19 protein-coding genes and 2 pseudogenes are annotated in these 24420 nt (G+C 72.8%); 8 read left to right on the forward strand and 13 right to left on the reverse strand.

All coding sequences use genetic code 11. The annotated features are described in order from the left end of the window. The first annotated feature begins 725 nt into the window (after positions 1 to 725). Positions 726 to 1730 (forward strand): tryptophan--tRNA ligase, encoded by a 1005-nt coding sequence (gene trpS, locus AB0J21_RS32380; protein ID WP_363149734.1) that lies wholly within the window; start codon positions 726 to 728, stop codon positions 1728 to 1730. Between the two features lie 96 nt (positions 1731 to 1826). Here trpS and proC read toward each other — a convergent pair whose 3' ends face one another. From proC to AB0J21_RS32395, 3 genes and pseudogenes are all read right to left on the reverse strand, one after another. Beyond that, complete coding sequence (gene proC, locus AB0J21_RS32385; RefSeq protein WP_363149735.1) at positions 1827 to 2633, reverse strand: pyrroline-5-carboxylate reductase; 807 nt, start codon at positions 2631 to 2633, stop codon at positions 1827 to 1829. Positions 2634 to 2767: 134 nt separating this feature from the next. Further along, entirely contained in the window at positions 2768 to 3610 is an 843-nt protein-coding gene (locus AB0J21_RS32390) for an ABC transporter permease (protein ID WP_363149787.1), read from the reverse strand. A 333-nt stretch (positions 3611 to 3943) separates the two neighbouring features. Continuing rightward, positions 3944 to 4588: pseudogene (locus AB0J21_RS32395) on the reverse strand (ABC transporter ATP-binding protein); the annotation flags it as partial. A gap of 349 nt (positions 4589 to 4937) precedes the next feature. On the opposite strand from AB0J21_RS32395, the pseudogene AB0J21_RS32400 reads away from it, so the two are divergent. Further along, positions 4938 to 5585 (forward strand): annotated as a pseudogene (locus AB0J21_RS32400) (Tn3 family transposase); the annotation flags it as partial. A 643-nt stretch (positions 5586 to 6228) separates the two neighbouring features. Here the strand turns inward: AB0J21_RS32400 and AB0J21_RS32405 are convergent. The 3 genes from AB0J21_RS32405 to AB0J21_RS32415 all read right to left on the reverse strand — a co-directional run bounded on the left by AB0J21_RS32405 (position 6229) and on the right by AB0J21_RS32415 (position 7645). Then, positions 6229 to 6903: an SDR family NAD(P)-dependent oxidoreductase gene (locus AB0J21_RS32405; protein ID WP_363149736.1), complete on the reverse strand. Its 675-nt coding sequence runs from the start codon at positions 6901 to 6903 to the stop codon at positions 6229 to 6231. A gap of 11 nt (positions 6904 to 6914) precedes the next feature. Then, positions 6915 to 7043: a hypothetical protein gene (locus tag AB0J21_RS32410; RefSeq protein ID WP_363149737.1), complete on the reverse strand. Its 129-nt coding sequence runs from the start codon at positions 7041 to 7043 to the stop codon at positions 6915 to 6917. Positions 7044 to 7171: 128 nt separating this feature from the next. Further along, the gene (locus tag AB0J21_RS32415) at positions 7172 to 7645 is read right to left on the reverse strand and encodes a cupin domain-containing protein (protein ID WP_363149738.1); all 474 of its coding nucleotides are present in this window, start codon (positions 7643 to 7645) and stop codon (positions 7172 to 7174) included. Between the two features lie 66 nt (positions 7646 to 7711). Here AB0J21_RS32415 and AB0J21_RS32420 point away from each other — a divergent pair, with 66 nt between their 5' ends. The 3 genes from AB0J21_RS32420 to AB0J21_RS32430 all read left to right on the forward strand — a co-directional run bounded on the left by AB0J21_RS32420 (position 7712) and on the right by AB0J21_RS32430 (position 11639). After that, a complete protein-coding gene (locus AB0J21_RS32420; RefSeq protein ID WP_363149739.1) occupies positions 7712 to 8695 on the forward strand; it encodes a DUF5937 family protein in 984 nt (327 codons plus the stop codon). A gap of 337 nt (positions 8696 to 9032) precedes the next feature. Beyond that, entirely contained in the window at positions 9033 to 9758 is a 726-nt protein-coding gene (locus tag AB0J21_RS32425; protein ID WP_363149788.1) for a recombinase family protein, read from the forward strand. A gap of 306 nt (positions 9759 to 10064) precedes the next feature. Continuing rightward, complete coding sequence (locus AB0J21_RS32430; RefSeq protein WP_363149740.1) at positions 10065 to 11639, forward strand: SulP family inorganic anion transporter; 1575 nt, start codon at positions 10065 to 10067, stop codon at positions 11637 to 11639. Between the two features lie 104 nt (positions 11640 to 11743). On the opposite strand, the gene AB0J21_RS32435 is transcribed toward AB0J21_RS32430, so the two are convergent. From AB0J21_RS32435 to AB0J21_RS32460, 6 genes are all read right to left on the reverse strand, one after another. Then, positions 11744 to 12607 carry a class I SAM-dependent methyltransferase gene (locus AB0J21_RS32435; protein WP_363149741.1) on the reverse strand — a complete coding sequence of 288 codons (864 nt, stop codon included), beginning with the start codon at positions 12605 to 12607 and terminating at the stop codon, positions 11744 to 11746. An 88-nt stretch (positions 12608 to 12695) separates the two neighbouring features. Then, positions 12696 to 13217 (reverse strand): EamA/RhaT family transporter, encoded by a 522-nt coding sequence (locus AB0J21_RS32440; RefSeq protein ID WP_363149742.1) that lies wholly within the window; start codon positions 13215 to 13217, stop codon positions 12696 to 12698. A gap of 100 nt (positions 13218 to 13317) precedes the next feature. After that, positions 13318 to 15171, reverse strand: coding sequence for a dihydroxy-acid dehydratase (gene ilvD / locus AB0J21_RS32445; protein WP_363149743.1), 1854 nt, complete (start codon positions 15169 to 15171; stop codon positions 13318 to 13320). A gap of 229 nt (positions 15172 to 15400) precedes the next feature. Continuing rightward, positions 15401 to 16129 carry a TetR family transcriptional regulator gene (locus tag AB0J21_RS32450; RefSeq protein WP_363149744.1) on the reverse strand — a complete coding sequence of 243 codons (729 nt, stop codon included), beginning with the start codon at positions 16127 to 16129 and terminating at the stop codon, positions 15401 to 15403. Then, the gene (locus tag AB0J21_RS32455) at positions 16126 to 16968 is read right to left on the reverse strand and encodes a sugar phosphate isomerase/epimerase (RefSeq protein WP_363149745.1); all 843 of its coding nucleotides are present in this window, start codon (positions 16966 to 16968) and stop codon (positions 16126 to 16128) included. The genes AB0J21_RS32450 and AB0J21_RS32455 overlap by 4 nt, the downstream gene beginning before the upstream one ends. 163 nt (positions 16969 to 17131) lie before the next feature. Then, positions 17132 to 18109: a Ppx/GppA phosphatase family protein gene (locus tag AB0J21_RS32460; RefSeq protein ID WP_363149746.1), complete on the reverse strand. Its 978-nt coding sequence runs from the start codon at positions 18107 to 18109 to the stop codon at positions 17132 to 17134. 229 nt (positions 18110 to 18338) lie between these two features. Here AB0J21_RS32460 and AB0J21_RS32465 point away from each other — a divergent pair, with 229 nt between their 5' ends. Continuing rightward, positions 18339 to 19235, forward strand: coding sequence for a hypothetical protein (locus AB0J21_RS32465; RefSeq protein ID WP_363149789.1), 897 nt, complete (start codon positions 18339 to 18341; stop codon positions 19233 to 19235). A 39-nt stretch (positions 19236 to 19274) separates the two neighbouring features. On the opposite strand, the gene AB0J21_RS32470 is transcribed toward AB0J21_RS32465, so the two are convergent. Further along, positions 19275 to 21203: a sigma-70 family RNA polymerase sigma factor gene (locus AB0J21_RS32470; protein ID WP_363149747.1), complete on the reverse strand. Its 1929-nt coding sequence runs from the start codon at positions 21201 to 21203 to the stop codon at positions 19275 to 19277. A 200-nt stretch (positions 21204 to 21403) separates the two neighbouring features. Between AB0J21_RS32470 and radA the strand changes: the two genes are divergently transcribed. Together radA and disA are read left to right on the forward strand one after the other, a co-directional pair. Beyond that, positions 21404 to 22831, forward strand: coding sequence for a DNA repair protein RadA (radA, locus tag AB0J21_RS32475; RefSeq protein ID WP_363149748.1), 1428 nt, complete (start codon positions 21404 to 21406; stop codon positions 22829 to 22831). 366 nt (positions 22832 to 23197) lie between these two features. Beyond that, entirely contained in the window at positions 23198 to 24322 is a 1125-nt protein-coding gene (disA, locus tag AB0J21_RS32480) for a DNA integrity scanning diadenylate cyclase DisA (RefSeq protein WP_363149749.1), read from the forward strand. Positions 24323 to 24420: the final 98 nt, after the last annotated feature.

Here is a 24420-nt window from a genome sequence, read left to right on the forward strand (position 1 = left end):
TGGCGTTGACTTTTGGCACGCTGTTGAGTTCTCAAGGAACGGACGCTTCCTTTGTACTCACCCTCTCGGGCTTTCCTCCGGGCGCTTCCCTTCGGCATTTCGTGTTCCCGACTCTATCAGATCCTCGCGGTCCCGATTTCCTCGGTGCCTTTCCGGTTCCCGGTCCGGCCTTTCGGCTTTTCCGTTTCCCTTTCCGGCGAGTCCGACTCTATCAGATCCTTTCGGGCCTGATCCCCGGTCAGACGGGGTTTGCCTTCCCGGCCTTGCGGGCCGTTCCGACGTCCCAGACAGTAGTGGATTCTCCTCGAAGCTCATAATCGAGCCCCTCGCAATCGAATTCCGGGCACACCAAGAAAATGGGGTGCCGAAAGCGATCCCGTGAAGGAAGATCCTGCTGAGTGGGGTACCGCTTGCGCGGTGAGAGATGTCGTCCCGGAACCTGGCGGCTCCGTGGCAACTCGAAGAACCTTACGTACCCGCCCCACGCGTGTCAAACCCCGTGTGCGGGGGCCGGTCTCTCGCTACGGTGGGGGCATGACCTCGCGTACACGCACCCAGTGCTGGCGGGCCGCCTGACGGCGGCCGCCTTCCGTACGCACCTCTCCCACGGCCGCCGCTTCCGGCGGCCGTTCGTGTTTCTCCCCCCTGGGAGCCGGCACGGTCCCCGCCGGGGCGACTGCCGCGGGCACCGAGACCGAGACCGACACGGAGTGGAGAGACTCGCGATGACACGCGTTTTCAGTGGGATCAAGCCGACCGGACACCTGACGCTGGGCAACTACCTGGGGGCCGTGCGGCGTTGGGTGCAGGTCGATCAGTACGAGGCCGAGGCGTTGTTCTGCGTCGTGGACCTGCACGCCCTCACCGTGGAGCACGATCCGGCCAGAGTACGGCGGCTCAGCCGGCAGGCCGCGAGCCTGCTGCTCGCCGCCGGGCTCGACCCCGCGCGGTGCACGCTGTTCGTGCAGAGCCACGTGGACGAGCACGCCCGGCTCTCGTACCTCCTGGAGTGCGTCGCCACCGACGGCGAGATGCGGCGCATGATCCAGTACAAGGAGAAGTCCGTCGTCGAGCAGGCGCGGGGTGGCAGCGTCCGGCTCTCCCTGCTCACGTATCCCGTGCTGATGGCGGCCGACATCCTCGCCTACCGCGCCGAGGAGGTACCGGTCGGTGCGGACCAGACGCAGCACGTGGAGCTGACCCGGGACCTCGCGGTGCGGTTCAATCAGCGGTACGGGCAGACCTTCGTCCAGCCGCGTGCGACCAGGCCCCCGGTGGCGGCGCGGGTCATGGATCTTCAGGACCCCGCGTCCAAGATGGGGAAGTCGCACGCCTCGACGGCCGGGATCGTCTATCTGCTGGACGAGCCCGACGTGATCAGGAAGAAGATCCTGCGGGCCGTCACCGACAGCGGGCGCGAGGTCGTGTACGACCCGGCGGGACGGCCCGGCGTCGCCAATCTGCTGGAGATCCTCGCCGCCTGCACCGGCGGGGACCCGGCGGCGCTCGCCGGTGCCCACCCCTCGTACGGGGCGCTGAAGAAGGAGGTGGCCGAGGTCGTGGTGGAGACCCTGCGGCCGGTGCGGGAGCGGCATCGGGAGCTGACCGCCGAACCCGGGGAGGTCGAGCGGGTGCTCGCCGAGGGGGCCGCGCGGGCGCGGGCGCTCGCACGGCCCGTCGTGGACGCCGCCTACGCGGCGGTGGGGCTGCTCCCGGCCGCCGCCGGATAGATCGGACAGACCGGGCGGAGGCGCGGGGCGGCCGGGCACCGGCACCCTTCCTCGGCGGGTACTCGTCGGGGAAGGGTGCGGGGCCCAGTCTCGTGCTCAGGCCCCGGCGGCGAGTTCGCGGGAGCGGTCGCGGGCCGCTTCGAGCGCGGCGATCAGGGCGGCGCGCACCCCGTGGTTCTCCAGCTCGCGGATGGCGCTGATCGTCGTCCCGGCGGGCGAGGTGACGTTCTCGCGGAGCTTGACGGGGTGCTCGCCGGAGTCGCGCAGCATGACGGCGGCGCCGATCGCGGCCTGGACGATGAGGTCGTGCGCCTTGTCGCGCGGCAGGCCCAGGAGGATCCCGGCGTCCGTCATCGCCTCGACCAGGAAGTAGAAGTACGCCGGTCCCGAGCCGGACAGCGCGGTCGTCGCGTCCTGCTGGGACTCGGGGACCCGGAGGGTCTTGCCGACCCCGCCGAAGATCGTCTCGGCGTGGGCAAGGTGCTGCTCGTCGGCGTGCGTGCCCGCCGAGATGACGGACATCGCCTCGTCGACGAGGGCCGGGGTGTTGGTCATGACGCGGACGACGGGCACGCCGTCCGTCAGGCGCTCCTCGATGAACGAGGTGGGGATGCCGGCCGCGCCGCTGATGACGAGCCGGTCGGCGGGCAGGTGCGGGGCGAGTTCGTCGAGCAGCGCCGCCATGTCCTGCGGTTTGACGGTCAGGATGAGGATGTCCGCCGACTTCGCGGCCTCCGCGTTGCTCACCGGGGCCACGCCGTGGCGGGCGCGGAGTTCCTCGGCGCGTTCGGGGCGGCGGGCCGTCACGAGCAGGTCCTGTGGGGCCCAGCCTGCCCGGATCATGCCGCTGAGCAGCGCTTCGCCGATCTTTCCGGTGCCGAGCACGGCGACTTTCAGGGTCATCGGGGTGGTCACCCTCCGCGTGGGGCTGTGTCGTCCGTGCGCCAGTCTCGCACCGGGAGGCCGGGGTACGGGTGGCTGTCCGAGGAGCGGTACGGCGAGCGTTCCGTGGGCGCCGGTGCGCTCAGGCGGTGTGCTCAGGCGGTGCGGCGGCGCAGGGTCGCGGCGCCCAGGGTGAGGACGAGCAGGGCGCACCCCGCCACCACGAGGGCGTCCCGCGAAAAGGCGCCGGTCACGTCGGGGTGGCGCAGGATCTGGTTCATGCCGTCGACGGCGTACGACATGGGGAGCACGTCCGAGACGGCCTCCAGAGCGGGGTGCATGCGGTCGCGGGCGGTGAACAGTCCGCACAGCAGGAGCTGCGGGAAGATCACCGCAGGCATGAACTGGACGGCCTGGAACTCGGAGGCGGCGAACGCCGAGACGAACAGGCCGAGCGCCGTGCCGAGCAGGGCGTCGAGGAGGGCGACCAGCAGCAGGAGCCACGGGGAGCCGGTGACGTCGAGTCCCAGGGCCCACACCGACAGGGCGGTGGCCAGCGCGGACTGGACGACGGCGAGCGCGCCGAAGGCCAGGGCGTACCCGGCGATCACGTCGCCCTTGCCGAGCGGGAGGGACAGCAGGCGCTCCAGGGTGCCCGAGGTGCGTTCGCGCAGCGTCGCGATGGACGTGACCAGGAACATCGTGATGAGCGGGAAGATCCCGAGCAGCGAGGCGCCGATGCTGTCGAAGGTGCGCGGGTCCGCGTCGAAGACGTACCGCAGCAGGAAGATCATCAGGCAGGGGATCAGCAGCAGCAGGGCGATCGTGCGCGGGTCGTGGCGCAGCTGGCGCAGGACCCGGGCGGCCGTCGCGAGGGTACGGGCGGGAGTCAGGGGGCGCGTGCGGTCGGTGGGAGCCGGGGGCTGGGTGGTGGCGGGGGGCGGGGTCCTGAGGGGGGCGGGGGGCCTGACGGGGGCGGGGGTCGGGGTCGTGGCGATGGCTGGGGGCGGGGCGTTCGTGGTCTCCGGCTCGGGTTCCGGTTCGCGTTCGGGCTCGGGTTCCGGCTCGGGCTCCGGCTCGGGCTCCGGCTTGGGTTCCGGCTCCAGCTCCGGCTCGGATTCGGGCTCCGGCTCGGATTCGCGTTCCGGTTCCGGTTCCGGTTCGGGTTCCGGTCCGGGTTCGGTGATCAGCTGGAGGAAGGCTGCCTCGACCGAGGCGGTGCCGGTGCGGGTGCGCAGTCCCGCCGGGGTGTCGGCGGCCAGGAGCCTGCCTTCGCGCAGGAGCAGCAGGTGGTGGCAGCGTTCGGCCTCGTCCATGACGTGCGAGGAGACCAGGATCGTCGTACCGCGTTCCTCGGCGAGGCGGTGGAAGAGGGCCCACAGGTCGCGGCGCAGGACCGGGTCGAGGCCGACGGTGGGTTCGTCCAGGACGAGGAGTTCGGGGGTGCCCAGCAGGGCCACGGCGAGGGAGACCCGGCTGCGCTGGCCGCCGGAGAGCGCGCCCGCGCGGGTGTCGGCCCGCTCCGTGAGGTCGACGTCGGCGAGGGCGCGGGCGACCTCGGCGTCCCGGTGGCCCGCGCGGGCGTGGCCCGGGTCCAGGACCGCGGCGAAGTAGTCCAGGTTCTGTCGCACGGTCAGGTCGTCGTAGACGGAGGGCGCCTGGGTGACGTAGCCGACGCGGGGGCGCAGGGCCGGGGCACCCGCCGGGGCGCCGAGGACGTCGAGGTGTCCGCCGACCCGGGCCTGGGTGCCGACGACGGCGCGCATCACGGTCGACTTGCCGCAGCCGGAGGGCCCGAGCAGTCCGGTGACGGTCCCGGCGGGGACGGTGAAGTCGAGGGCGTGCAGGACGTTGCGGGCGCCGCGCCGCACGGTGAGGCCGCGGGCGTGCACGGCGGCCCCCTGTTCCGGCCCGGTACGGGTCGTCATGACGGAAGCGGAGGGCGCGGCGGGCGCGGAGGACGCTGAGCTGGGCATCCAGGGGCTCCAGGTGACCTGGGGGCGGGTGGTTCAGGTGGTTCCGGTGCGATGTGTGCCGGTCGGGCGGTGGGCCGATTTTTATTCATCGACTGGTTAATTCTTCGTGCGGCGCGGATCACGTGTCAAGGCCCTGTCCTCCCGAAGCTACGGCGAAGTGAAAAGTAGCTCTCTGTAGCGGATCCGAGGTGTGCTTGTCAGCGAGCCTGGGGTGCGGCAGGAGTGGCAGCCGGAGAACCTCGTCGCGCTGAAGGCGGAGATCGAACGCCGCACTGGGGCACCATCGACCTGATCGACATCCTCAAGGAGGCCGAGTTCGCCACCGGCTTCGGCCGGGGAGGACGAGAAGTGGCCGAACCTGGCGCCGGTGCTGTCGACCAAGACGATCGACTGGGACCTGATCCGCCAGCAGTACGACCAGATCGTGAAGTACACCACCGCCCTGCGCCTGGACACCGCCGGGGACGAGCAGGTTCTGCGCCGCTTCACCCGCGGCGGGCCCAAGCACCCCACCTACCGCGCGATCGAGGAACGGGGCCGCGCGGTGCGTACGGCGTTCATCTGCGACTACCTCGCCGACGCGGACCTGCGGCGCGAGATCAACGACGGGCTCCAGGTCGTGGAGAACTGGAACAGCGCGAACCACGACCTGTTCTACGGGAACGACGGCGACCTGACCGGCTCCGACAAGGAGTCCCAGGAGGTGTCCATGCTCGCCCTGCACCTGCTCCAGTCCGCGCTGGTGCACGTCAACACCCTGCTCCTCCAGGACATCCTGAGCGAGGAGTTATGGCACAAGCGGCTCACCGACGCCGGCCGACGGGCCCTGCCCCCGCTGTTCTGGACCCACGTGAACCCCTACGGCCGGTTCGAGCTGGACATGAAATCCCATCTCGACCTCGCCGCCGCCACGGCCGCGGCGCCCGGCCCCCGCACCGTGCCCGAGGCGGAAACCGCACGGTCGGCTGCGGACGGTGCGGCCGGGTCGGCATCCTGAAGACCTGTCCGCCTGGCGTCGCTCCCGGGGTGAAATGCCGGGCCGGGGAGGGCCTGGCCATGGTTTGAGGAGGGGATGGGCATGGAGCGTTCGTCAGGAGTGTCGCTGGCCGAGCGAGTGGCGAGGGTGCCGTGCAGGGCAGGGTCGCTAACGAGCACCGTGACGCTTCTACAGCTCCGGTGCCATACGTCGACCCGCTCGAAGATGTGCGGGTACGACACGACGTCGTCGGGGAACGTGGCAGCCATGCGCTGGGACTTCGGGCTGCCGAACGTCGTGGCAAGAGCCTCGATCGGCTCCCGGACCGCGACGTTCATCAGAAGTCGACTGCCCGCCGTCCCTTGTGCATCTGCAGGGAGACGAATCCCGGCTGAGCCGTCATGAACTCCGCCTGCCTCCGAAAGAGGGTCAGGAACGCCTCGCCTCGGTCCTCTCCTTCGGAACCAAGAAGGTGTTGGCCAGGCGATGGGCCCGGTCTCCTCCTTGAACTGTGCGAACACCGGCGTGTTCGAGTCCAGGCTCTACAGCTCGGCCGTCTTCGGTACTTCCTGTCGCAATCGGTTGTCCCAAGGTACCGAGGCCGGCCACCACCGTACCGGCGGATCAGAGATCAACGATGGTGGGACGGGGGGCCGGGACGGCGTCACACGGTGAAGACGCGTTCGACTTCGTCGCGCTGCGTGTGCAGGTCCCAGTAGAGGGGGGCGACCTCCTCGGCCGAGGCCGCCGGTACTCCGGGTGGGCCGCCCGTGCCGATCCACACGCCGATGGCGACGTGCGCGGCCTGGACGCCGGTGTCGGCCAGTTCCTTGTGCAGGCTGAGCACCCAGTTGCGCAGCGCGGCCTGGGCGGCGTTGAGGTTGCCGAGCATCGGAGTGGGGTCGACCGAGCCGGCGCCGTTGGTGTAGAGCAGGGTGCCGGCGCCGGCCTCGCGCATTACGGGCAGCACGGCCCGTGTGGCGGCAATGGCCCCGTAGAGCAGGATGTCCATCGCCCACTGCACATCGGACGGGTTGGTCTCGGACGGAGCGGTGAGCGGCGTGGATTCGAGGCTCCCGCCTGGGGAGTACTCCAGGACGTCGATGCCGCCGAAGCGGGTGGCGGCGTCCTTGAGCGCCTGGGTGAGTGCGTCATGGTCGAGTACGTCCGCGGGGAACGCGGCGGCGGTGATGCCTTCGGCGTCGAGCCGGCCGGCCAGGTCGTTGAGCTTGTCGCGGTTGCGGGCGATGAGAGCGACGTCGAAGCCGTGGGAGCCGAAGGTACGGGCGATAGCCAGGCCCATACCGGGGCCGGCTCCGACGATGGCGATGCTGGGCACAGTGAATTCCTTTACTGGGAAGCCGGTAGGAAGGGGGTGGACCAGGCGACGGTGAGCGCGATCTTGCCGAGGATGCCGGCGCCGAACGCGGCGAACGCCTCGCCAGCCTGCACCAGGCCGCAGGCAGAGATCACCAACACCTTGAGGACCACTGAGGACGAAGTCGGCCTCCGGACCCGGCTCGGCGGTACGCGCGGGAGCAGTTCTACGACCGCAGTACAGGTAGTGGGGTGGGCCGGGGGCGGGGCACATGCCGTTGCCAGTGCCCTCACCGTCCGTAGTCGTCGACGAAATGGTTGTCGTGGGCTTCGTGAAGCCGGTTCAGGTCACGCTCGTTCACAGTGGCGAGCTGTGCGAAGTACTCCTCCCGCGGTACACCTGGCGAGAGTGCCATCAGGAGGGTGGCAGGTTCGGCGCGCTCCTTCCGGAGGGCGTGGACGTCACCCACCGCGGCATGCGCGGTGTCGCCGGGCAGCAGTGTTCGCCAGGCATGCCCATCGAAGTAGTCGACTTCACCTTCTTCAACGATGAAGGTTTCGCTGAAGGTCGTGTGAAAGTGCGGGGCAGGTCCCCGGCTGGCGGGCGACATGCGCCACCGGTAGATGCTCACGATCCCGCTGGTCTCCGCCGGACCCGCGAGGACTTCGATGGTCGACCCGCTGGCGCCCAGCCGGATCGTTCGCGTCTGTTGAGCTCGCTCGGGCTCCGTGGAACACCGGGCAATCGACTCCGTGTCGGTCATGCCCCGAGTCTCGGTGCTTCGCCGTTCTCCTCGCGCTCACTTCGGCGGTGGCCTAACAATGGTGGAGTGATCCGCTACCGATTGGGCGTTGGTGCTGCGAGCGTGCGGTGGGCGATGTCGCCGATGCACGAAGTGGTCAGTCTTGCCCAGCTCTTGACCGAACCGCAGCGTCACCCGATGTTCCACCCGTGGCTTCGCCGTCGCCGCCACCGTCTCTCGCTCCCGGACCTGAGGGCGCTCACGGTCTTCATGGCCGATGGCGCGTATCGACCCGACTTCCTTGACCCATCGCCGATGTCCAGTGAGCCAACGTTCGAGGAAGGCATGGATGCCCTCCTCGCCGCGCCGGCGGACCAGACGTACGCCGAACTGGTCGACGCCACGAGGGGACGCGGGGCAGAAATAGGCCGCCGATTGCTCGATGACCCCGGCCGAGCCAGGTCCGAGGCCGCCGATGCGCTGCGCCGCCTCTGGAAGGCAGTTATCGAACCGGAATGGCCGTCCATGCGGCAGGCGTTGCGTGCCGAGACGCTGGACCGGGCCATCCAGGTCAACCGCGAGGGACTGCGCGCAGTCCTTCCGCGCCTGCACCCTTCTGCTGCGTGCGAGGGCGACACCATCACCGTCGAAAAGGCCGTCGACATCGACGTCGACTGCCCTGAGGGACTCATTCTCGTTCCGTCGCTGTTCATCACCGACCGCATACAGTGCACCACCTCGGACCACTGGACACCGGCGATCTATTACCCGGCATCCGGGCGGTACCTATGGGCGGCACCTCCCACTCCGAGGTCGCTTGACCGGCTTCTGGGGATGACCCGATCGAGGATCCTGGCCGCGCTCGCCACTCCGCTGCAGACGACCGTTGTGGCCAGACTGGTGAGCGTCACTCCCCCGACGGCCAGCGAACACCTGGCAATCCTGCGAGACGCCGGGTTGATCGACAGCAGCCGGGCCGGTCGCACGGCCACGCACGAGCTCACCAAGGCTGGACGTGCTCTCCTTGACGCGGCCTCGCCGCGCGGTCATGACAGGTCGGGGAGCTGCTGATGGGCAGTCAAGCGCGGCGCCTACCGCGACCAACCCTCCGGGCGGCCCGCACGACGCCGTCGCCGACTGCAAGCCGCTGCCCTCGAAGCCCGAACAGATGACCCCAGCCGCCCCCGCCGACCACTGATGATCTTCACCGGTATCCGCTGTACCGGCGTTCCCCACAGCCGGAACCGTCGGCGCGACGCCTAAGGGCTGTCCCAAACGATCCTTTGCGCGAGCAAGATCAATCACCGGCCGCCCGTCCCCCGCCGGCCGAGGTCCTGGGCGGCTGTGGCGGCCGGGCACCCCGCCGCCGGCGCCGATCGACCCGGACCTGCCGAGCGCGGACATCCGCATCGGCTACGCGAGGTGCCCGACGCTCGGGCAGGAACTCGACTCCCAGCTCGATGCGCTCAGCAAGCACGGCATCCCGAGGGAGAAGATCTTCAGTGAGAAGATCAGCACCCGGGTGCGGGTCCGACCGAAGTTCGAGGAGGCGCTGCCGACCGCGCGGGAGGTCAAGGCGCACGCCCCGCACTGCCGGGCCATCTTCACCGTGTACGAGATGAAGCGCCTCGGCCGCGACGCCGCCGAACTCACCGCGCTCGCCGACCACCTCACCGCCCACGGCCTCGTCCTGGAGATGCTCGCCGGGCCCCTGCCCGGCATCTACGACCCCACGGGCCCCGGAAAGCCGCTGTACGCGTTCTTCGCCGCGATGACGGAGACCGAGCGGGAGAACATCCGCGAGTCCACGCTGGAAGGGCTCGACACCGCGGCCCGCAAGGGCAAGCACGGCGGCCGGCCCCCGGTCATCACCGATGACATGCTCCACACCGTGCCGCGTCGCCGCGCGGGCGGCGAGTCCGTCGAGCAGATCCAGCCCGGCCTGATCATTCCTAGCGGCAAGCGCAAGGGACAGACCCCCTCCGTCGCCAGCATCTACCGGGCGCTCGCCGAACACGCCAAGCGCGAGGCGTACCCCGAGGCCGTCGAGCAGGCCCACGCCGACTTCGCCGCCCTCCAGGTCGGCGAAGTCCCCGGACCCCGCCCCACTATCCCTTACCGAGCGTCACTCTGATGACAGAGAGCTACTTGTCACTTCGTCGTAGCTTCGGGAGAACAGTGCCGCCAAGGGAGGGGGCTCGAAGGGGCGCGGCGGAAGCACGGGGCGGGGCGGGCGCGGCCCTGTGCTTCCGTCAAGGGGGCGGAGGTGCGCGAAGCCCGGACAGGGCGTTCCGGTCACGGAGAGGATGGCTCTCGTCACAGGTGGTCGACTGTGCGGTGGCGCTCCGCGTGTTCGGGGGTGCCGTGGTCGGCCGGCCGGTGTGCTCCCCCGCACCGGCGACCCACGCGTCTCCTCTCCGTCCGTGCAGCTGGAGGTGCCATGTCGTCCACCCCGTCCGTTCCTTCTCCCCCTGATCCCCCTGATCCCCTTGATCTCCCTGATCCCGTCGACTCCCCTGATGTCCCTCGTCCCGTTTCCGCCAAGGCCACGGGGGCCGGGCCCGGCAGGTGGCGGGCCGATGTCACGGCCTCGTTCGTCGTCTTCCTGGTGGCGCTGCCGCTGTGCGTCGGGGTCGCCGTGGCCTCCGGAGTGCCGGCCGAACTGGGCCTGATCACCGGGATCGTGGGCGGTCTGGTGGCGGGCGCGCTGCCCGGCAGCAGCCTCCAGGTCAGCGGTCCCGCCGCCGGGCTGACCGTCCTGGTGTACGAGGCGGTGCAGCGGTACGGCCTCGGGGCGCTGGGGCTGCTGGTCCTGGTCGCGGGGCTCGCGCAGATCCTGCTGGGGCTGCTGCGGCTCGGGCGCTGGTTCCGTGCCGTGTCGGTGGCCGTGGTGCAGGGGATGCTGGCGGGGATCGGCCTCGTGCTGATCGCCGGTCAGGTCTACGCGCTCGCGGACGTCGAGGCCCCCTCGGGCGGTCCCGCGAAGTTCGCCGGGCTGGCGGGACTGGTCCGGGAGGCGGACGGGACGGCGCTGGCGATCGGCCTGGGCACGCTCGCGGTGCTCGTGCTGTGGCCGAGGTGGCGGGCGGGGGCCCGGGTACTGCCCGCGCCCCTGGTGGCGGTGGGGCTCGCGGCGGCGTTGACCGGCGGGTTCGGGCTGCCGGTGCACCGGGTCGAGGTGCGGGGGCTGCTCGGCTCCGTACAGCCGCCGAAGCCCGAGGAGCTGGGGCGGCTCGTGGAGGTCGGGGTACTGGGGACGCTCGTCGCGTTCGTGCTGATCGCGTCGGCCGAGTCGCTGTTCAGCGCGGCCGCCGTCGACCGGCTGCACGACGGTCCGCGTACCGACTACGACCGCGAGCTGCTCGCGCAGGGGGCGGGAAACGCGGTGTGCGGGGCGCTCGGGGCGCTGCCGATGACGGCGGTCATCGTGCGCAGCTCCGCCAACGTGCGGGCGGGGGCGCGGACCAAGGCGTCCCGGGTCCTGCACGGCTGCTGGCTGCTGCTGTTCGCGGCGCTCCTGCCGTGGGCGCTTGAGGTCATCCCGGTGGCGGCGCTCGCGGCGGTGCTGGTGCACGCCGGGTGCAAGCTGATCCCGCTGCGTGAACTGCTCCCGTTGTGGCGCGGGCACCGGGGCGAGGCCGTGGTCCTCGCGGTGACGGCGGCGGCGATCGTCCTGACGAATCTGTTCGAGGGGGTCCTGCTGGGGCTGCTGCTGTCGGTCGCGAAGACGGCCTGGGACATGAGCCACGCGCACGTGGAGGTCGGCGGCCGGGAGGGTACGGGGCCGCTCGTCGTCCGGGTCAGCGGCAACGTCACCTTCCTGCGGCTGCCGAAGCTGCTCGACGCGCTGGAGGCCGTACCGGCGGGCCGGCCGGTGGCCCTGGACCTGAGCGGGGTGCGGCACCTGGACCACGCCTCGGCGGCGGCGCTGGAGACCTGGACGGCGGCGCGCGGCGGGGTCGGCGCGGGGGCCGGGGGCGGGCCCGGGGTGCCGATCGGCACGCGCTCGTCCTGACCTAGGTCGGGGCGGCCCACCGGCCGCCGGGAGTGCCCGGCCGCCGGAAGTCCTGGCCGCCGGAAGTCCTGGCCGCCGGAAGCCACCGGCGGCCGGGGCCGGTCTCAGGCGGGACGGATCGCGACGCTGAGTTCGGTCACGTAGGTCTCCTTGACCTGGCCGTCGGGGAACTCGGCGAGCAGCGCGGCCCGTTCGGCGGTGAGGAAGGCGGTGGCGGTCTCCTCGTCCTGGATCAGCATGATCGAGTGGCTCGCGAGGTTGGCGAGGTGGGTGTCGACCGGGATGCGGCGACTCCAGCGGACCTCGCGGTGGCGGGTCTCGGGCCAGTACGCGAGGGAGCGGTCGCGTCCGCTGCCGTAGCGCGGGCTGACGCTGCCGCCGCCGGGGCCGGGCATCGGGTTGGGCTCCGGCGCCTGCTCCTTCCCGGGCGGGGAGGCGTGCTTGCCGAGGGCCCCGCCCTGCGGGCCGAAGCGTTCGCGCAGCCGCGCGTCCTGGGCCGCGATCCACGGGACGCCCGCGTCCGACACGTTCCACCACGCGGCGAGCGCGCCGCCGGGGCGCAGCACGCGCAGGGCCTCGGGGACGGAGCGCTCGGGCTGGGTCCAGTGCCAGGACTGGGCGTAGGTGATGAGGTCGGCGCCGGCCCCGGCGAGCGGGAGGGCGTCGCCGTCCCCGCGTACGACGGGCACCTCGGGCAGGCCGCGGCGCAGTTCGGCGGCCATGCCCTCCCCGGGTTCCACGGCGAGGACCCGCGCGCCGCGCTCCCGCAGCAGGCGGGTGGCGATGCCGGTGCCGGCGCCGACGTCCACGACCCGGGCGCCCGCGAGGGGCCGGCCCGACAGTTCCTCGACGGCGTCGAGGAGGGCGGCCGGATAGGACGGCCGGTTGGCGGCGTAGGAGGCGGCCACGGCGTTGAAGGAGTGGGCCCGGGAGCGGTCCACGGCGGCGGGGGCGGGGGGCTTCGTCATGTGATCATCCTGCGCCTGGCGGGGGGCGCGGGGAAAGGGGCTTCTTCCGGGTGTTCCGGGTGTTCCGGGCGGGGCCCGGCGGCGGCTCCTACTTCTTCGTCCGGCGCTGTCCCGAGGGCCGTCCGCCCGCGCGGTCGCCGGTACGGCGTGCGTAGCGGGCACGGGCCTTCTCGTACTCGGCCCGGTGCAGGCCCTCGCCGGGTGCCTCGCTCAGGCAGCGGAGGAAGTGGGCGACGAGGCGGCCGACGAAGCCGATCGCGAGCAGTCCGCGCAGGGACTGCTGGGTCGCGGGGTCGGGGCGGGTGCCGTAGGACTCCCAGGTGCGGACGAAGGCGAGCACCGTGCAGAGCGCGAACATCCCGGCGAGCAGGACGGTGACGAAGCCGCCGGCCTCGGAGAGGCGCACCCCGTCGTAGGCGAGGCGCAGGACGTACGCCCCGGCCACCGCGCCGAGCAGGGAGCCCGCGGCCACGGCGACGCGGCGCCAGGCGTAGCCGCCGTCGTGGTGCAGCCAGGTCGTGCCGAAGAAGCGGATCGGCTCGGGCAGCGGGCCCTTGGGGGTGGGGGCGGGGCCCGTCGTCTCGTCCTCGCGGGCCGGTTGAGTGCTCACGCGCCGATTGTGTCACCGGGGCCGGGGCGCCGGGCGCGCGGAACGGCGCGGCGCCGTGACCCTGGTGGGGTCACGGCGCCGGACGAGGGTACGGCGGCCCTCAGCCGCCGAGGAGGGTCACGTCGCGGACCGCGCCCTGGTCGGCGCTGGTCGCCATGGCGGCGTAGGCGCGCAGGGCCGCCGACACCTTGCGCTCGCGGTTCTTCGGGGCGTAGACCCCGCCGAGGGCCGCGCGGCGGGCGGCGAGGGTCTCGTCGTCCACGAGCAGCTCCATCGAGCGGTTCGGGATGTCGATGCGGATGCGGTCGCCGTCCTCGACCAGGGCGATCGTGCCGCCCGAGGCGGCCTCCGGGGAGGCGTGGCCGATGGACAGGCCCGAAGTGCCGCCGGAGAAGCGGCCGTCGGTGACCAGCGCGCACACCTTGCCCAGGCCCCGGCCCTTGAGGAACGAGGTCGGGTACAGCATCTCCTGCATGCCGGGGCCGCCCTTGGGGCCCTCGTAGCGGATCACGACGACGTCGCCGGGCGTGACCTGCTTGGTGAGGATCTTCTCGACGGCCTCCTCCTGCGACTCGCACACGACGGCCGGGCCCTCGAAGGTCCAGATGGACTCGTCGACCCCGGCGGTCTTCACGACCGCGCCGTCCACCGCGAGGTTGCCGCGCAGGACACCGAGGCCGCCGTCCTGGGAGTAGGCGTGCGCCACGTCGCGGATGCAGCCGTTCGCGGCGTCCGTGTCGAGGGTGTCCCAGCGCTCCGACTGGGAGAAGGCCTCGGCGGAACGGCGGCAGCCGGGGGCCGCGTGCCACAGCTCGACGGCCTCCGGGGCCGTGGAGCCGCTGCGGATGTCCCAGCGCTCCAGCCAGTCCTTGATGGAGGGGGAGTGCACGGTGTGCACGTCCTCGTTGAGCAGTCCGCCCCGGTACAGCTCGCCGAGGATCGCGGGGATGCCGCCGGCCCGGTGCACGTCCTCCATGTAGTACGTGGTGGTGGGGGCGACGTTCGGCGCGACCTTCGCGACGCAGGGCACACGGCGCGAGACGGCGTCGATGTCGTGCAGGTCGTAGTCGGCCCCCGCCTCCTTGGCGGCGGCCAGCAGGTGCAGGATCGTGTTGGTCGAGCCGCCCATCGCGATGTCCAGGGCCATGGCGTTCTCGAAGGCCGCGTGGGTCGCGATGTTGCGGGGCAGGACCGAGTCGTCGTCGTCCTCGTAGTACCGCTTGGTGATCTCGACGACGGTCTCGCCGGCCCTCTCGTACAGCGCCTTGCGGGCGGTGTGCGTGGCGAGGACCGAGCCGTTGCCGGGCAGGGCCAGGCCGATGGCCTCGGTCAGGCAGTTCATCGAGTTGGCGGTGAACATGCCGGAACAGGAGCCGCAGGTCGGGCAGGCGTTCTCCTCGATGCGCAGGATGTCCTCGTCGGAGACGTCCTCGTTGACCGCGTCGCTGATCGCGTTGACCAGGTCGAGCTTGCGGACCGTGCCATCGACCAGGGTGGCCTTGCCGGCCTCCATCGGGCCGCCGGAGACGAAGACCGTCGGGATGTTGAGGCGCAGGGCGGCCATCAGCATGCCCGGGGTGATCTTGTCGCAGTTGGAGATGCAGATCAGCGCGTCGGCGCAGTGCGCCTCGACCATGTACTCGACGGAGTCGGCGATCAGGTCGCGGGAGGGCAGCGAGTAGAGCATGCCGCCGTGGCCCATCGCGATGCCGTCGTCCACGGCGATCGTGTTGAACTCGCGGGGCACCGCGCCCGCCGCCTTGACCGCCTCGGACACGATCCGGCCGACCGGCTGGAGGTGGGTGTGGCCGGGCACGAACTCGGTGAAGGAGTTGGCGATCGCCACGATGGGCTTGCCGATGTCCTCACTGGCTACGCCCGACGCCCGCATAAGGGCGCGCGCACCCGCCATGTTGCGGCCGTGGGTGACAGTGCGGGACCTCAGCTCGGGCATCGTCGCTCGCTCCTCGTAAGACAGATGGGGGCCAGGGTTTCGCCGGGTCGGCGCGTGGCCTCTCCGGGTGTCCCGGGCTCCGGTGCGGCCAGGGTGACTGTGGTCGAGCGTACGCCGCGTCTCCAAGATCTGGACAGGGCGTCCGGAATCCGGGACAGATGTGCGGGAATCGTCTCAGAGTTCGGAGAGCGGCCGGGAGCGGTCTCGCGGCTACCTCGGCGGCCGGACCTCAGTCTCCGGCGCCGGGGGCCGGGAGCGGTCCCTGCGGCTCCGGGTCGGTCAGGTAGCGCTGGAGGGCGGGGGCGACGGCCGCGACGATGTGCTCGGGGTCGGCGGAGGCCATCGGCTCGACCTGGACGACGTAGCGCAGGACGGCGATGCCGACCATGTGGGAGGCGGCGAGTTCGGCGCGGAACCGGGCGTCGGGCACGTCGAGTTCGTGGGCGATGCGCTCCAGCAGCCGGCGCAGCACGAATCCGCGCAGGACCTTCGCGGCGGCCTCGTGGGTGAGCGCCGAGCGGACGATCGCGAGCAGCGGGGCCCGGGTGACGGGGTCCTCCCACACGCCGAGGAAGTAGCGGGCCAGCCGCTCTCCGATCCGCCCGGGGTCGTGGGCGAGGGCCCCGGGCAGCCCGGCGGCGGGCTCGAAGGACACCTCGATCGCCGCCGCGAACACCTCGTCCTTCGTGCCGAAGTAGTGGTGCACGAGCGAGGCGTCGACCCCGGCGAGCGCGGCGATGGACCGGACCGAGGTCTTGTCGTAGCCGCGCTCGGCGAACACGGTGCGGGCGGCGTCGAGGATACGGTCGCGGGCCCCCGGCCCGTCCTCGGCGGCGGTCTTCGGGGGGCGGCCGCGACGGCGGGCGGGCCTGCCGGGGGCGGGTCCGGAGCCGGAGCCGGGCCGGGAGCCGGAGCCCGCCCCGGACGCTTCGACGGGCCCCTGGCCCTGGCCCGTCAAGGTTTCCGTGCCTGCTGCGGGTCCGGCTCCCGCTGGCGCGTGGCCAGGTGGAGCCGGGTGAAGGCGAGGGCCTCGGCGAGGTCGGCCTCGCGTTCCGCGTTGGACATGGCGCGGCGCGTGTTGACCTCGATGACGACGTGCCCGGTGAAACCGGAGTCCGCGAGGTTCTCCAGGGTCTTCGCGCAGGGCTGGGTGCCCCGCCCCGGGACGAGGTGCTCGTCCTTGCCGGAGCCGGAACCGTCCGCGAGGTGGACGTGGGCGAGGCGGTCGCCCATGCGCGCGATCATGTCGCTCGCGTCGGTGCGGGCGGTCGCGGTGTGCGACAGGTCGACGGTGAAGTGCCGGTAGTCGTGCTTGGTGACGTCCCAGTCGGGCGCGTACGCGAGCATTTCCCGGTCCCGGTAGCGCCACGGGTACATGTTCTCGACGGCGAAGCGGACGTCGGTCTCCTCGGCCATCCGCCAGATCCCGTTCACGAAGTCCCGGGAGTACTGCCGCTGCCAGCGGAACGGCGGGTGCACGACGACGGCCGAGGCGCCGAGCCGCTCGGCGGCGGCCCCGGCCCGCTGGAGCTTCGTCCACGGGTCGGTGGTCCACACGCGCTGCGTGATCAGCAGGCAGGGGGCGTGCACGGCGAGCACCGGGACGCCGTGCAGGTCGGAGAGGCGGCGCAGCGCTTCGATGTCCTGGCTGACCGGATCGGTCCACACCATGACTTCCACGCCGTCGTATCCGAGGCGCGCGGCGATCTCGAAGGCCGTCGCCGTCGACTCCGGGTACACCGAGGCCGTCGACAGGGCGACCTTCGCATCCGGGACGCGCACGGTTGGTTCTGCCACGGAACCAGCGTAAGGGCGTGGGGGCGGACCGGGGGTCAGGGGTGCGGGGCGGGGCGGGCCGGCCCGGGGGCTCAGCTGGGGGGTTGTGAGGGGTGTGCGGTTGGACACCCCTGGGCCCGGGCCCTGGGGGCCCGGGCGTCGTCGGCCTGCGGCCTCCGTGTCCTCAAACGCCGGACGGGCTGCTCTGGCTCGCGGTCGCCTGCTTCGCGCTCGCGGTCGGCAGGTGGGCGAGGCGGCGCATGATGACGCCCTCCCTGAGGGCCCAGGGGCAGATCTCGGCCTTCTCCACGCCCAGGAGGTCCATCGCGCCCTCGGCGACGAGCGCGCCCGCCAGGAGCTGTCCGGCGCGGTCGGCGGAGACCCCCGGGAGTTCCGCGCGTTCCCGTGTGCTCATCGCGGCGAGCCGGGGGACCCACTCCTCCAGGGAGCGGCGTTTGAGCTCGCGGTGGACGTGGACGCCCTCGGAGGAGCGGGCGGCGCCGCCGATCCGCGCGAGCTGCCGGAAGGTCTTGGAGGTGGCGACGACGTGGTCCGGCGGGCCGAGGCGGACGAAGTCGCCCACGGTGCGGCCGATCTCGGCGCGTACGTGCTTGCGCAGTTCCCGGAGGCTCTCCGGGGCGGGCGGGTCGCCGGGCAGCCAGGTGTGGGTGAGGCGGCCCGCGCCCAGCGGCAGCGACACCGCCGTGTCGGGCTCCTCGTCCATGCCGTACGCGATCTCCAGGGAGCCGCCGCCTATGTCGAGCAGCAGCAGGCGCCCCGCCGACCAGCCGAACCAGCGGCGCGCGGCGAGGAAGGTGAGCCGGGCCTCGTCGGCGCCGCTGAGGACGTCGAGCCGTACGCCGGTCTCCGTCTCGACGCGGTGCAGGACCTCGTCGGCGTTGACCGCCTCGCGCACGGCGGAGGTCGCGAAGGGCAGCAGCTCCTCGACGCCCTTGTCCTCGGCGGCCCGCAGCGCCTCGTGGACGGTGCGGACGAGGGCGTCGACGCCGTCCGGGCCGATCGCGCCGCGCTCGTCGAGGAGCTGGGCGAGCCGCAGGTACGCCTTGTGGGAGTGCGCGGGCAGCGGGCGGGCGCCGGGGTGGGCGTCCATCACCAGCAGGTGCACCGTGTTCGAGCCGACGTCGAGAACTCCGAGCCTCATGGACGCGAACGTTACTGCCGCCACGGGGCCCCGGGGCCCGCGTTCCCGCGAAGGTGACGCGGTCGACGGCCCCCGCGCGCCTCCCGGACCCGCGTGCCTCCCCCGGCACTACCGCGAGGCGCGCGGGGCCGTCGTTCCCGGTGCGGGCCCCCGCGCGCTTACGCTGGGCCCCGTGCCGAAGACGAAAAAGGCGAAGCCCGCAGAAATGCCGCGCGACGCAGAGCCGGACATGCCGCAGCAGAAGCGGAAGCGGAAGCAGGACGAGCAGCGGACCGGGCAGCAGGCGGTGCGGCCGAAGCAGGCGGGCGGGAAGAAGCGGAAGGCCGCCGGCAAGGAGCCGCGGGTGGCGCTGATCGCCGAGTCCGACGAGCAGCCGATCGACTTCGCCCGCGCCTGGGCCGAGTTCCCCGACCCGGCCGACGAGGAGCAGGTGTTCCGCTGCGACCTGACCTGGCTGACCTCGCGCTGGAACTGCGTGTTCGGCAGCGGCTGCCAGGGCATCCAGGCGGGCCGGGCCGACGACGGCTGCTGCACGCTGGGCGCGCACTTCTCCGACGAGGAGGACGAGCGGCGGGTGGCCGGCTTCGTCGAGCGGCTGACCCCCGACATCTGGCAGCACCACGACGTCGGCACCGACAGCGGCTGGGTCCAGGAGGACGAGAACGACGGCGAGCGGCAGACCCGCCGCTGGAACGGCTCCTGCATCTTCCAGAACCGGCCCGGTTTCGAGGGCGGCGCGGGCTGCTCCCTGCACATCCTCGCGCTGCGTGAGGGCCGTGAGCCGCTGGAGACCAAGCCGGACGTGTGCTGGCAGCTCCCGGTGCGCCGGACCTACGACTGGATCGAGCGGCCCGACGACTCGCAGATCCTCCAGGTGTCCATCGGCGAGTACGACCGGCGGGGCTGGGGCCCGGGCGGCCACGACCTGCACTGGTGGTGCACCTCGGCGACCTCGGCGCACGGCGCGGGCGATCCGGTGTACGTGTCGTACCGGCCCGAGCTGATCGAGCTGATGGGCAAGGCGGGCTACGAACGGCTCGTCGAACTGTGCGAGGCGCGGCTGGCCTCCCAGCTCCCGCTGGTCGCCCCGCACCCGGCGGACCCGGTACGGCCCCCCGCGAAGTGACCCGGCGCCGGTCCGGTGGGCGGGTGCCGCCCCGGCTCCTCAGTGGTGCCGGTGCTTGCGGACCGCGCCGTCCTGGGCCGGGGCGGGTTCCTCGGTGGGCGCCGTCGTCGGCTCGGTGACCGGCGGGTCGGGCGGGGGTGTGGCGGCCGGTTCGGTGGGCTCGGGTTCGGGGCTGCTGGGCTGCGGTTCGGGTTCCGGGGGCGGCTGCGGGGCCTCGTCGGTCACCTGCGGCGTGGGGGCCGTCGAGTGCCCCGCGCCGTTGCCGCCCGCCGGCGGACGCGGGGGTGCGGGCCTGCTCCGGCCCGGGCCGCTGACCTGGACCAGCGCGCCGGTCGGGGCCACGGTGACGGCCGCGCTCCACGGACGCTCCGGGGTGCGGTCGGGTACGACGCGGACCGGGACGGTGACCGACTCCCCCGGTGCGAGCCGGCCCGAGGAGCGGCCGATGCTCAGCCAGGCGGCGCGGCTCGCGAGCGTCCAGCGGATGTCTCCCGCGCCTTTCGCGGTGAGCGTGACGAACGTCGTGTCGCCGCTGGTACGGGCGGCCACGGCCAGCCCCGTCGTCCCCTTGCCGTGCTTCCCGCCCGGGTCGATGACGGTGGCGGACACGCCCTTGGCTCCCTTGCCCGCCCGGTGCCCCGGGCGGCCGTCACCGCCCTTGGCGCCGCCCGAGTCCTCGTACCGGTTTTGGCCCGGGCCGCCGCGGCCGTCGGCGTCCGGTGCGGTGACCGCGTGACGGCCCTCGGGGCTGTGGTCGGTGAAGGGGACGCCCCGGTAGGCGGCCCAGAGCGCGAAGACGGGCGCGGCGACGACCGTGGCGACCACCGTCGTCGTCACCGCGCGGGCGCGCAGCCGCTCGCGGCGCGCGGCCCGGTCCTTGGGGTCCATCGGGAAGCCGCCCCGGTCGAAGCGCGGGGCGGCGGCGCCCTTGCGGCGGGGCACGGGCAGCTTCGCGAGGGCGACGAGCGCGGCCCTCGGGGCGGGGATCACGGGCAGCGAGTCGGGGGTGACCGCCGTGCCCGGCCACGGATCGCCCGCGCCCGCCCGTTCCGCGGTACGGCGGCAGCGCGGGCAGTCGTCGACGTGCCGGACGAGCTCCCCGCGCAGGGCGGCACCGAGCGGGATACGGCGGTCGCCCGCGTACCGGATGGCGACGGGGCAGCCGCCGGTCGCCGCGACCCCGAGGGCGGCGCGGGTGCGTTCGACCTCGCAGGCGGCGGCCGCGAGCAGTTCGCGCGCGGCGATCGGGGCCAGCCCGACGACGGAGGCGACCTGCTGCGGGCTCAGCCCGTGCCGGACGGCGAGTTCGAGGGCCTCGCGCTGCTCGGGGCTGGTGCCCGCGGCCTCCGGCCAGGCCAGGGAGGCCAGTTCGAGGCGCCGGGCGTGCGCGGTCTCCTCGTCGGGCTCCGGCAACCGGCCCGCGCGACCGCCCGCCCGTGCGGTCGCGCTCGCCGTGTGCCGGAGCCGCCGGTCCTCGGCCATGCGGCGCAGGCAGATCCAGCGGGCCAGCGCGTAGAGCCAGGCGCACAGGTCGTCCGCGTCCTTGGGGGCGCGGGTGTGGCGGCGTTCGGCCAGGTCGAGGACCTCGCGCAGGACGTCGAGGGCGGCGTCGTGGTCGCACAGCACGGACAGGCAGTAGGTGAACAGCCCGTCGAGCCAGTCCTCGTGACGGCCCTCGTGCCGGCCCTCGGAGCGGCCCTTGCGCACGTCGCCGCGCGGCCCTCCCGGCCGGTCCCCCCCGGGGCTCCGGTGCCCGTCCGCGCCGGGGGCCCCGACACGGTCCCCGTGCGGGTTCTGGTGACGGGAGAAGGGCTGTTCGCCCGCGCCGGGGCCCACGTCGGCCGCCGGGTCCGCGCCCGCCCCGGACCCGGCCCCCCGTCCGGTCCCGGAGTCCGGGCCGGACGGGGCGTCGGGGCGCCGTCGGCGTGCACGGGGCGTGCGCGTGGCGTGGTCCGTCCTGCTGCTCATCACCCGGCGACCGTAGGCGCCCGCGCGCGACCACTTGACCCAGCTTGAGCCCTTTTAATCCTTACGGGTGAACAGATCACTCGAAAGGGGACAGGGTTTCGCTGCTGTCACGGACCCGCGCACGGGTCTCGCACACCCGGCGCCGACCGGGCCCGGGCGCGCGGTACGGCGCTGTCCGAGGCGCCCGTTACGGTGACGGCATGGCTGCCCGTACCAAGTCCGCGAAAGACCGTCCTTCCTATCGCTGTACCGAGTGCGGCTGGCAGACGGCCAAGTGGCTCGGTCGCTGCCCCGAGTGCCAGGCGTGGGGGACGGTCGACGAGTACGGCGCGCCCGCCGTGCGGACGACGACGCCCGGCCGGGTCACGAGTTCGGCCCTGCCGATCGGCCAGGTTGACAGCCGGCAGGCCACCGCGCGCTCCACGGGCGTCCCGGAGCTGGACCGGGTGCTGGGCGGCGGGCTGGTGCCGGGCGCGGTCGTGCTGCTGGCCGGGGAGCCGGGCGTGGGCAAGTCGACGCTGCTGCTGGACGTCGCGGCGAAGGCGGCCGGCCCCGAGCACCGCACGCTCTACGTCACGGGCGAGGAGTCCGCCTCCCAGGTGCGCTTGCGGGCCGACCGCATCCACGCCCTGCACGACGAGCTGTACCTCGCGGCGGAGACGGACCTGTCCGCCGTCCTCGGCCATCTCGACGCCGTCAAGCCCTCCTTGCTGATCCTGGACTCGGTGCAGACGGTGGCCTCACCGGAGATCGACGGCGCGCCCGGTGGCATGGCCCAGGTGCGCGAGGTGGCGGGCGCCCTCATCCGGGCCTCCAAGGACCGCGGCATGGCGACGCTGCTGGTCGGGCACGTCACGAAGGACGGCGCGATCGCGGGCCCCCGGCTGCTGGAGCACCTGGTCGACGTGGTGCTGAGCTTCGAGGGCGACCGGCACGCCCGGCTGCGGCTGGTGCGCGGCGTCAAGAACCGCTACGGCGCGACCGACGAGGTGGGCTGCTTCGAACTGCACGACGAGGGCATCACCGGCGTGTCCGACCCCTCGGGCCTGTTCCTGACCCGGCGCGACGAGCCCGTGCCGGGCACGTGTCTGACGGTGACTCTGGAGGGGCGGCGTCCGCTGGTCGCCGAGGTGCAGGCGCTCACCGTCGACTCGCAGATCCCCTCGCCCCGGCGCACCACCTCGGGCCTGGAGACCTCCCGGGTGTCGATGATGCTCGCCGTCCTGGAGCAGCGCGGCCGGATCACCGCGCTCGGCAAACGCGACATCTACAGCGCGACGGTGGGCGGCGTGAAGCTGTCAGAACCGGCCGCCGACCTCGCCATCGCGCTGGCCCTCGCGAGCGCGGCGAGCGACGTGCCGCTGCCGAAGAACCTCGTGGCGATCGGCGAGGTGGGCCTCGCGGGCGAGGTGCGGCGGGTCACCGGCGTACAGCGGCGGCTCTCCGAGGCGCACCGGCTCGGCTTCACCCACGCCCTCGTCCCCTCCGACCCGGGCAAGGTCCCCGCCGGGATGCGGGTCACCGAGGTCGCGGACATGGGCGACGCGCTGCGCGTCCTGCCCCGGGGCCGCTCCCGCGCCCCGCGCCCGGCCCGGGAGCCCCGCGAGCCCCGGACCGAGGAGTTGTGAGTCCGCGCACTCGTGACGCGGGGCGCGCACCCCGCGCCGAGGGGGCGCGCACGCGCCCAGCACGTCGGACCTCACCTCGGCACTTCGGGACATTTCGGTACTGGTTGCGGGGCGCCTGGCCCCGGCCCCGCCGCCGGCGGGGGCGGCGCCGGTAGACTTTGCCCTGGTCTCGCCCGTCCGTACGGAAGTCCACAGGTCAGTCGGCGGCCCAGCCCCCACGGTGCGGTCCGCGTGTCCCGTCCTTGGTCCGCCGTGCGGACATCGGATCCAGTCGGGAGGTCGCCGAGCGCCGGCAGCTCTCCGTCCGCACCCGTGACTGGCTCCTGGGCACCCGAGGCACAGTAGATCTGCGACCGGAGGAATGCAGTGGCAGCAGGCGACCGGGGAGCGGCTCCCGGCAAATCGGGCGGCGGTTCCCGTTCCGATGGGCTGATGCGCGCCTCACTGAGCGCGGTCGCGCCGGGCACCGCCCTGCGGGACGGCCTGGAGCGCATTCTGCGGGGCAACACCGGCGGGCTCATCGTGCTCGGCTGGGACAAGACCGTCGAGTCGATGTGCACGGGCGGGTTCATCCTGGACGTCGAGTTCAGCGCGACCCGGCTGCGGGAGCTGTGCAAACTCGACGGCGGCATCGTCCTCGACAAGGACCTGACCAAGATCCTGCGGGCGGGCGTGCAGTTCGTGCCCGACCCGACGATCCCGACCGAGGAGACCGGCACCCGGCACCGCACCGCCGACCGCGTCTCCAAGCAGGTCGGTTTCCCGGTGGTCTCGGTGAGCCAGTCGATGCGGCTCATCGCGCTGTACGTGGACGGGCAGCGCCGGGTCATGGAGGACTCGGCGGCGATCCTGTCCCGCGCCAACCAGGCCCTCGCGACGCTGGAGCGGTACAAGCTGCGTCTGGACGAGGTCGCGGGCACGCTCTCGGCGCTGGAGATCGAGGACCTGGTGACGGTCCGCGACGTGTCGGCGGTCGCCCAGCGGCTGGAGATGGTCCGGCGGATCGCGACCGAGATCGCCGAGTACGTGGTCGAGCTGGGCACCGACGGGCGGCTGCTCGCGCTCCAGCTCGACGAGCTGATCGCCGGGGTCGAGCCGGAACGCGAACTGGTCGTGCGGGACTACGTGCCCGAGCCGACCGCGAAGCGTTCCCGCACCGTGGAGGAGGCGCTGACCGAGCTGAACGCGCTGACCCACACGGAGTTGCTGGAGATGCCGGTGGTGGCCCGCGCCCTGGGCTACACGGGCTCGCCCGAGGCGCTGGACTCGGCGGTCTCCCCGCGCGGCTTCCGGCTGCTCGCGAAGGTGCCGAGGCTGCCGGGCGCCATCATCGACCGGCTCGTGGAGCACTTCGGCGGTCTGCAGAAGCTGCTCGCGGCGAGCGTGGACGACCTCCAGACGGTGGACGGCGTCGGCGAGGCCCGGGCCCGCAGCGTCCGCGAGGGCCTGTCGCGGCTCGCGGAGTCCTCGATCCTGGAGCGCTACGTCTGACCCGCCCCGGCCGGGAGACGGCGGCAGGCGGTACGTGTGAGGGGCGGGACCCGTTCGATCCGGGTCCCGCCCCTCCTCCTTTGTCCTGCCTTTGTGCC

Source organism: Streptomyces sp. NPDC049954 (assembly GCF_040656295.1).
Classification (GTDB): Bacteria; Actinomycetota; Actinomycetes; order Streptomycetales; family Streptomycetaceae; genus Streptomyces.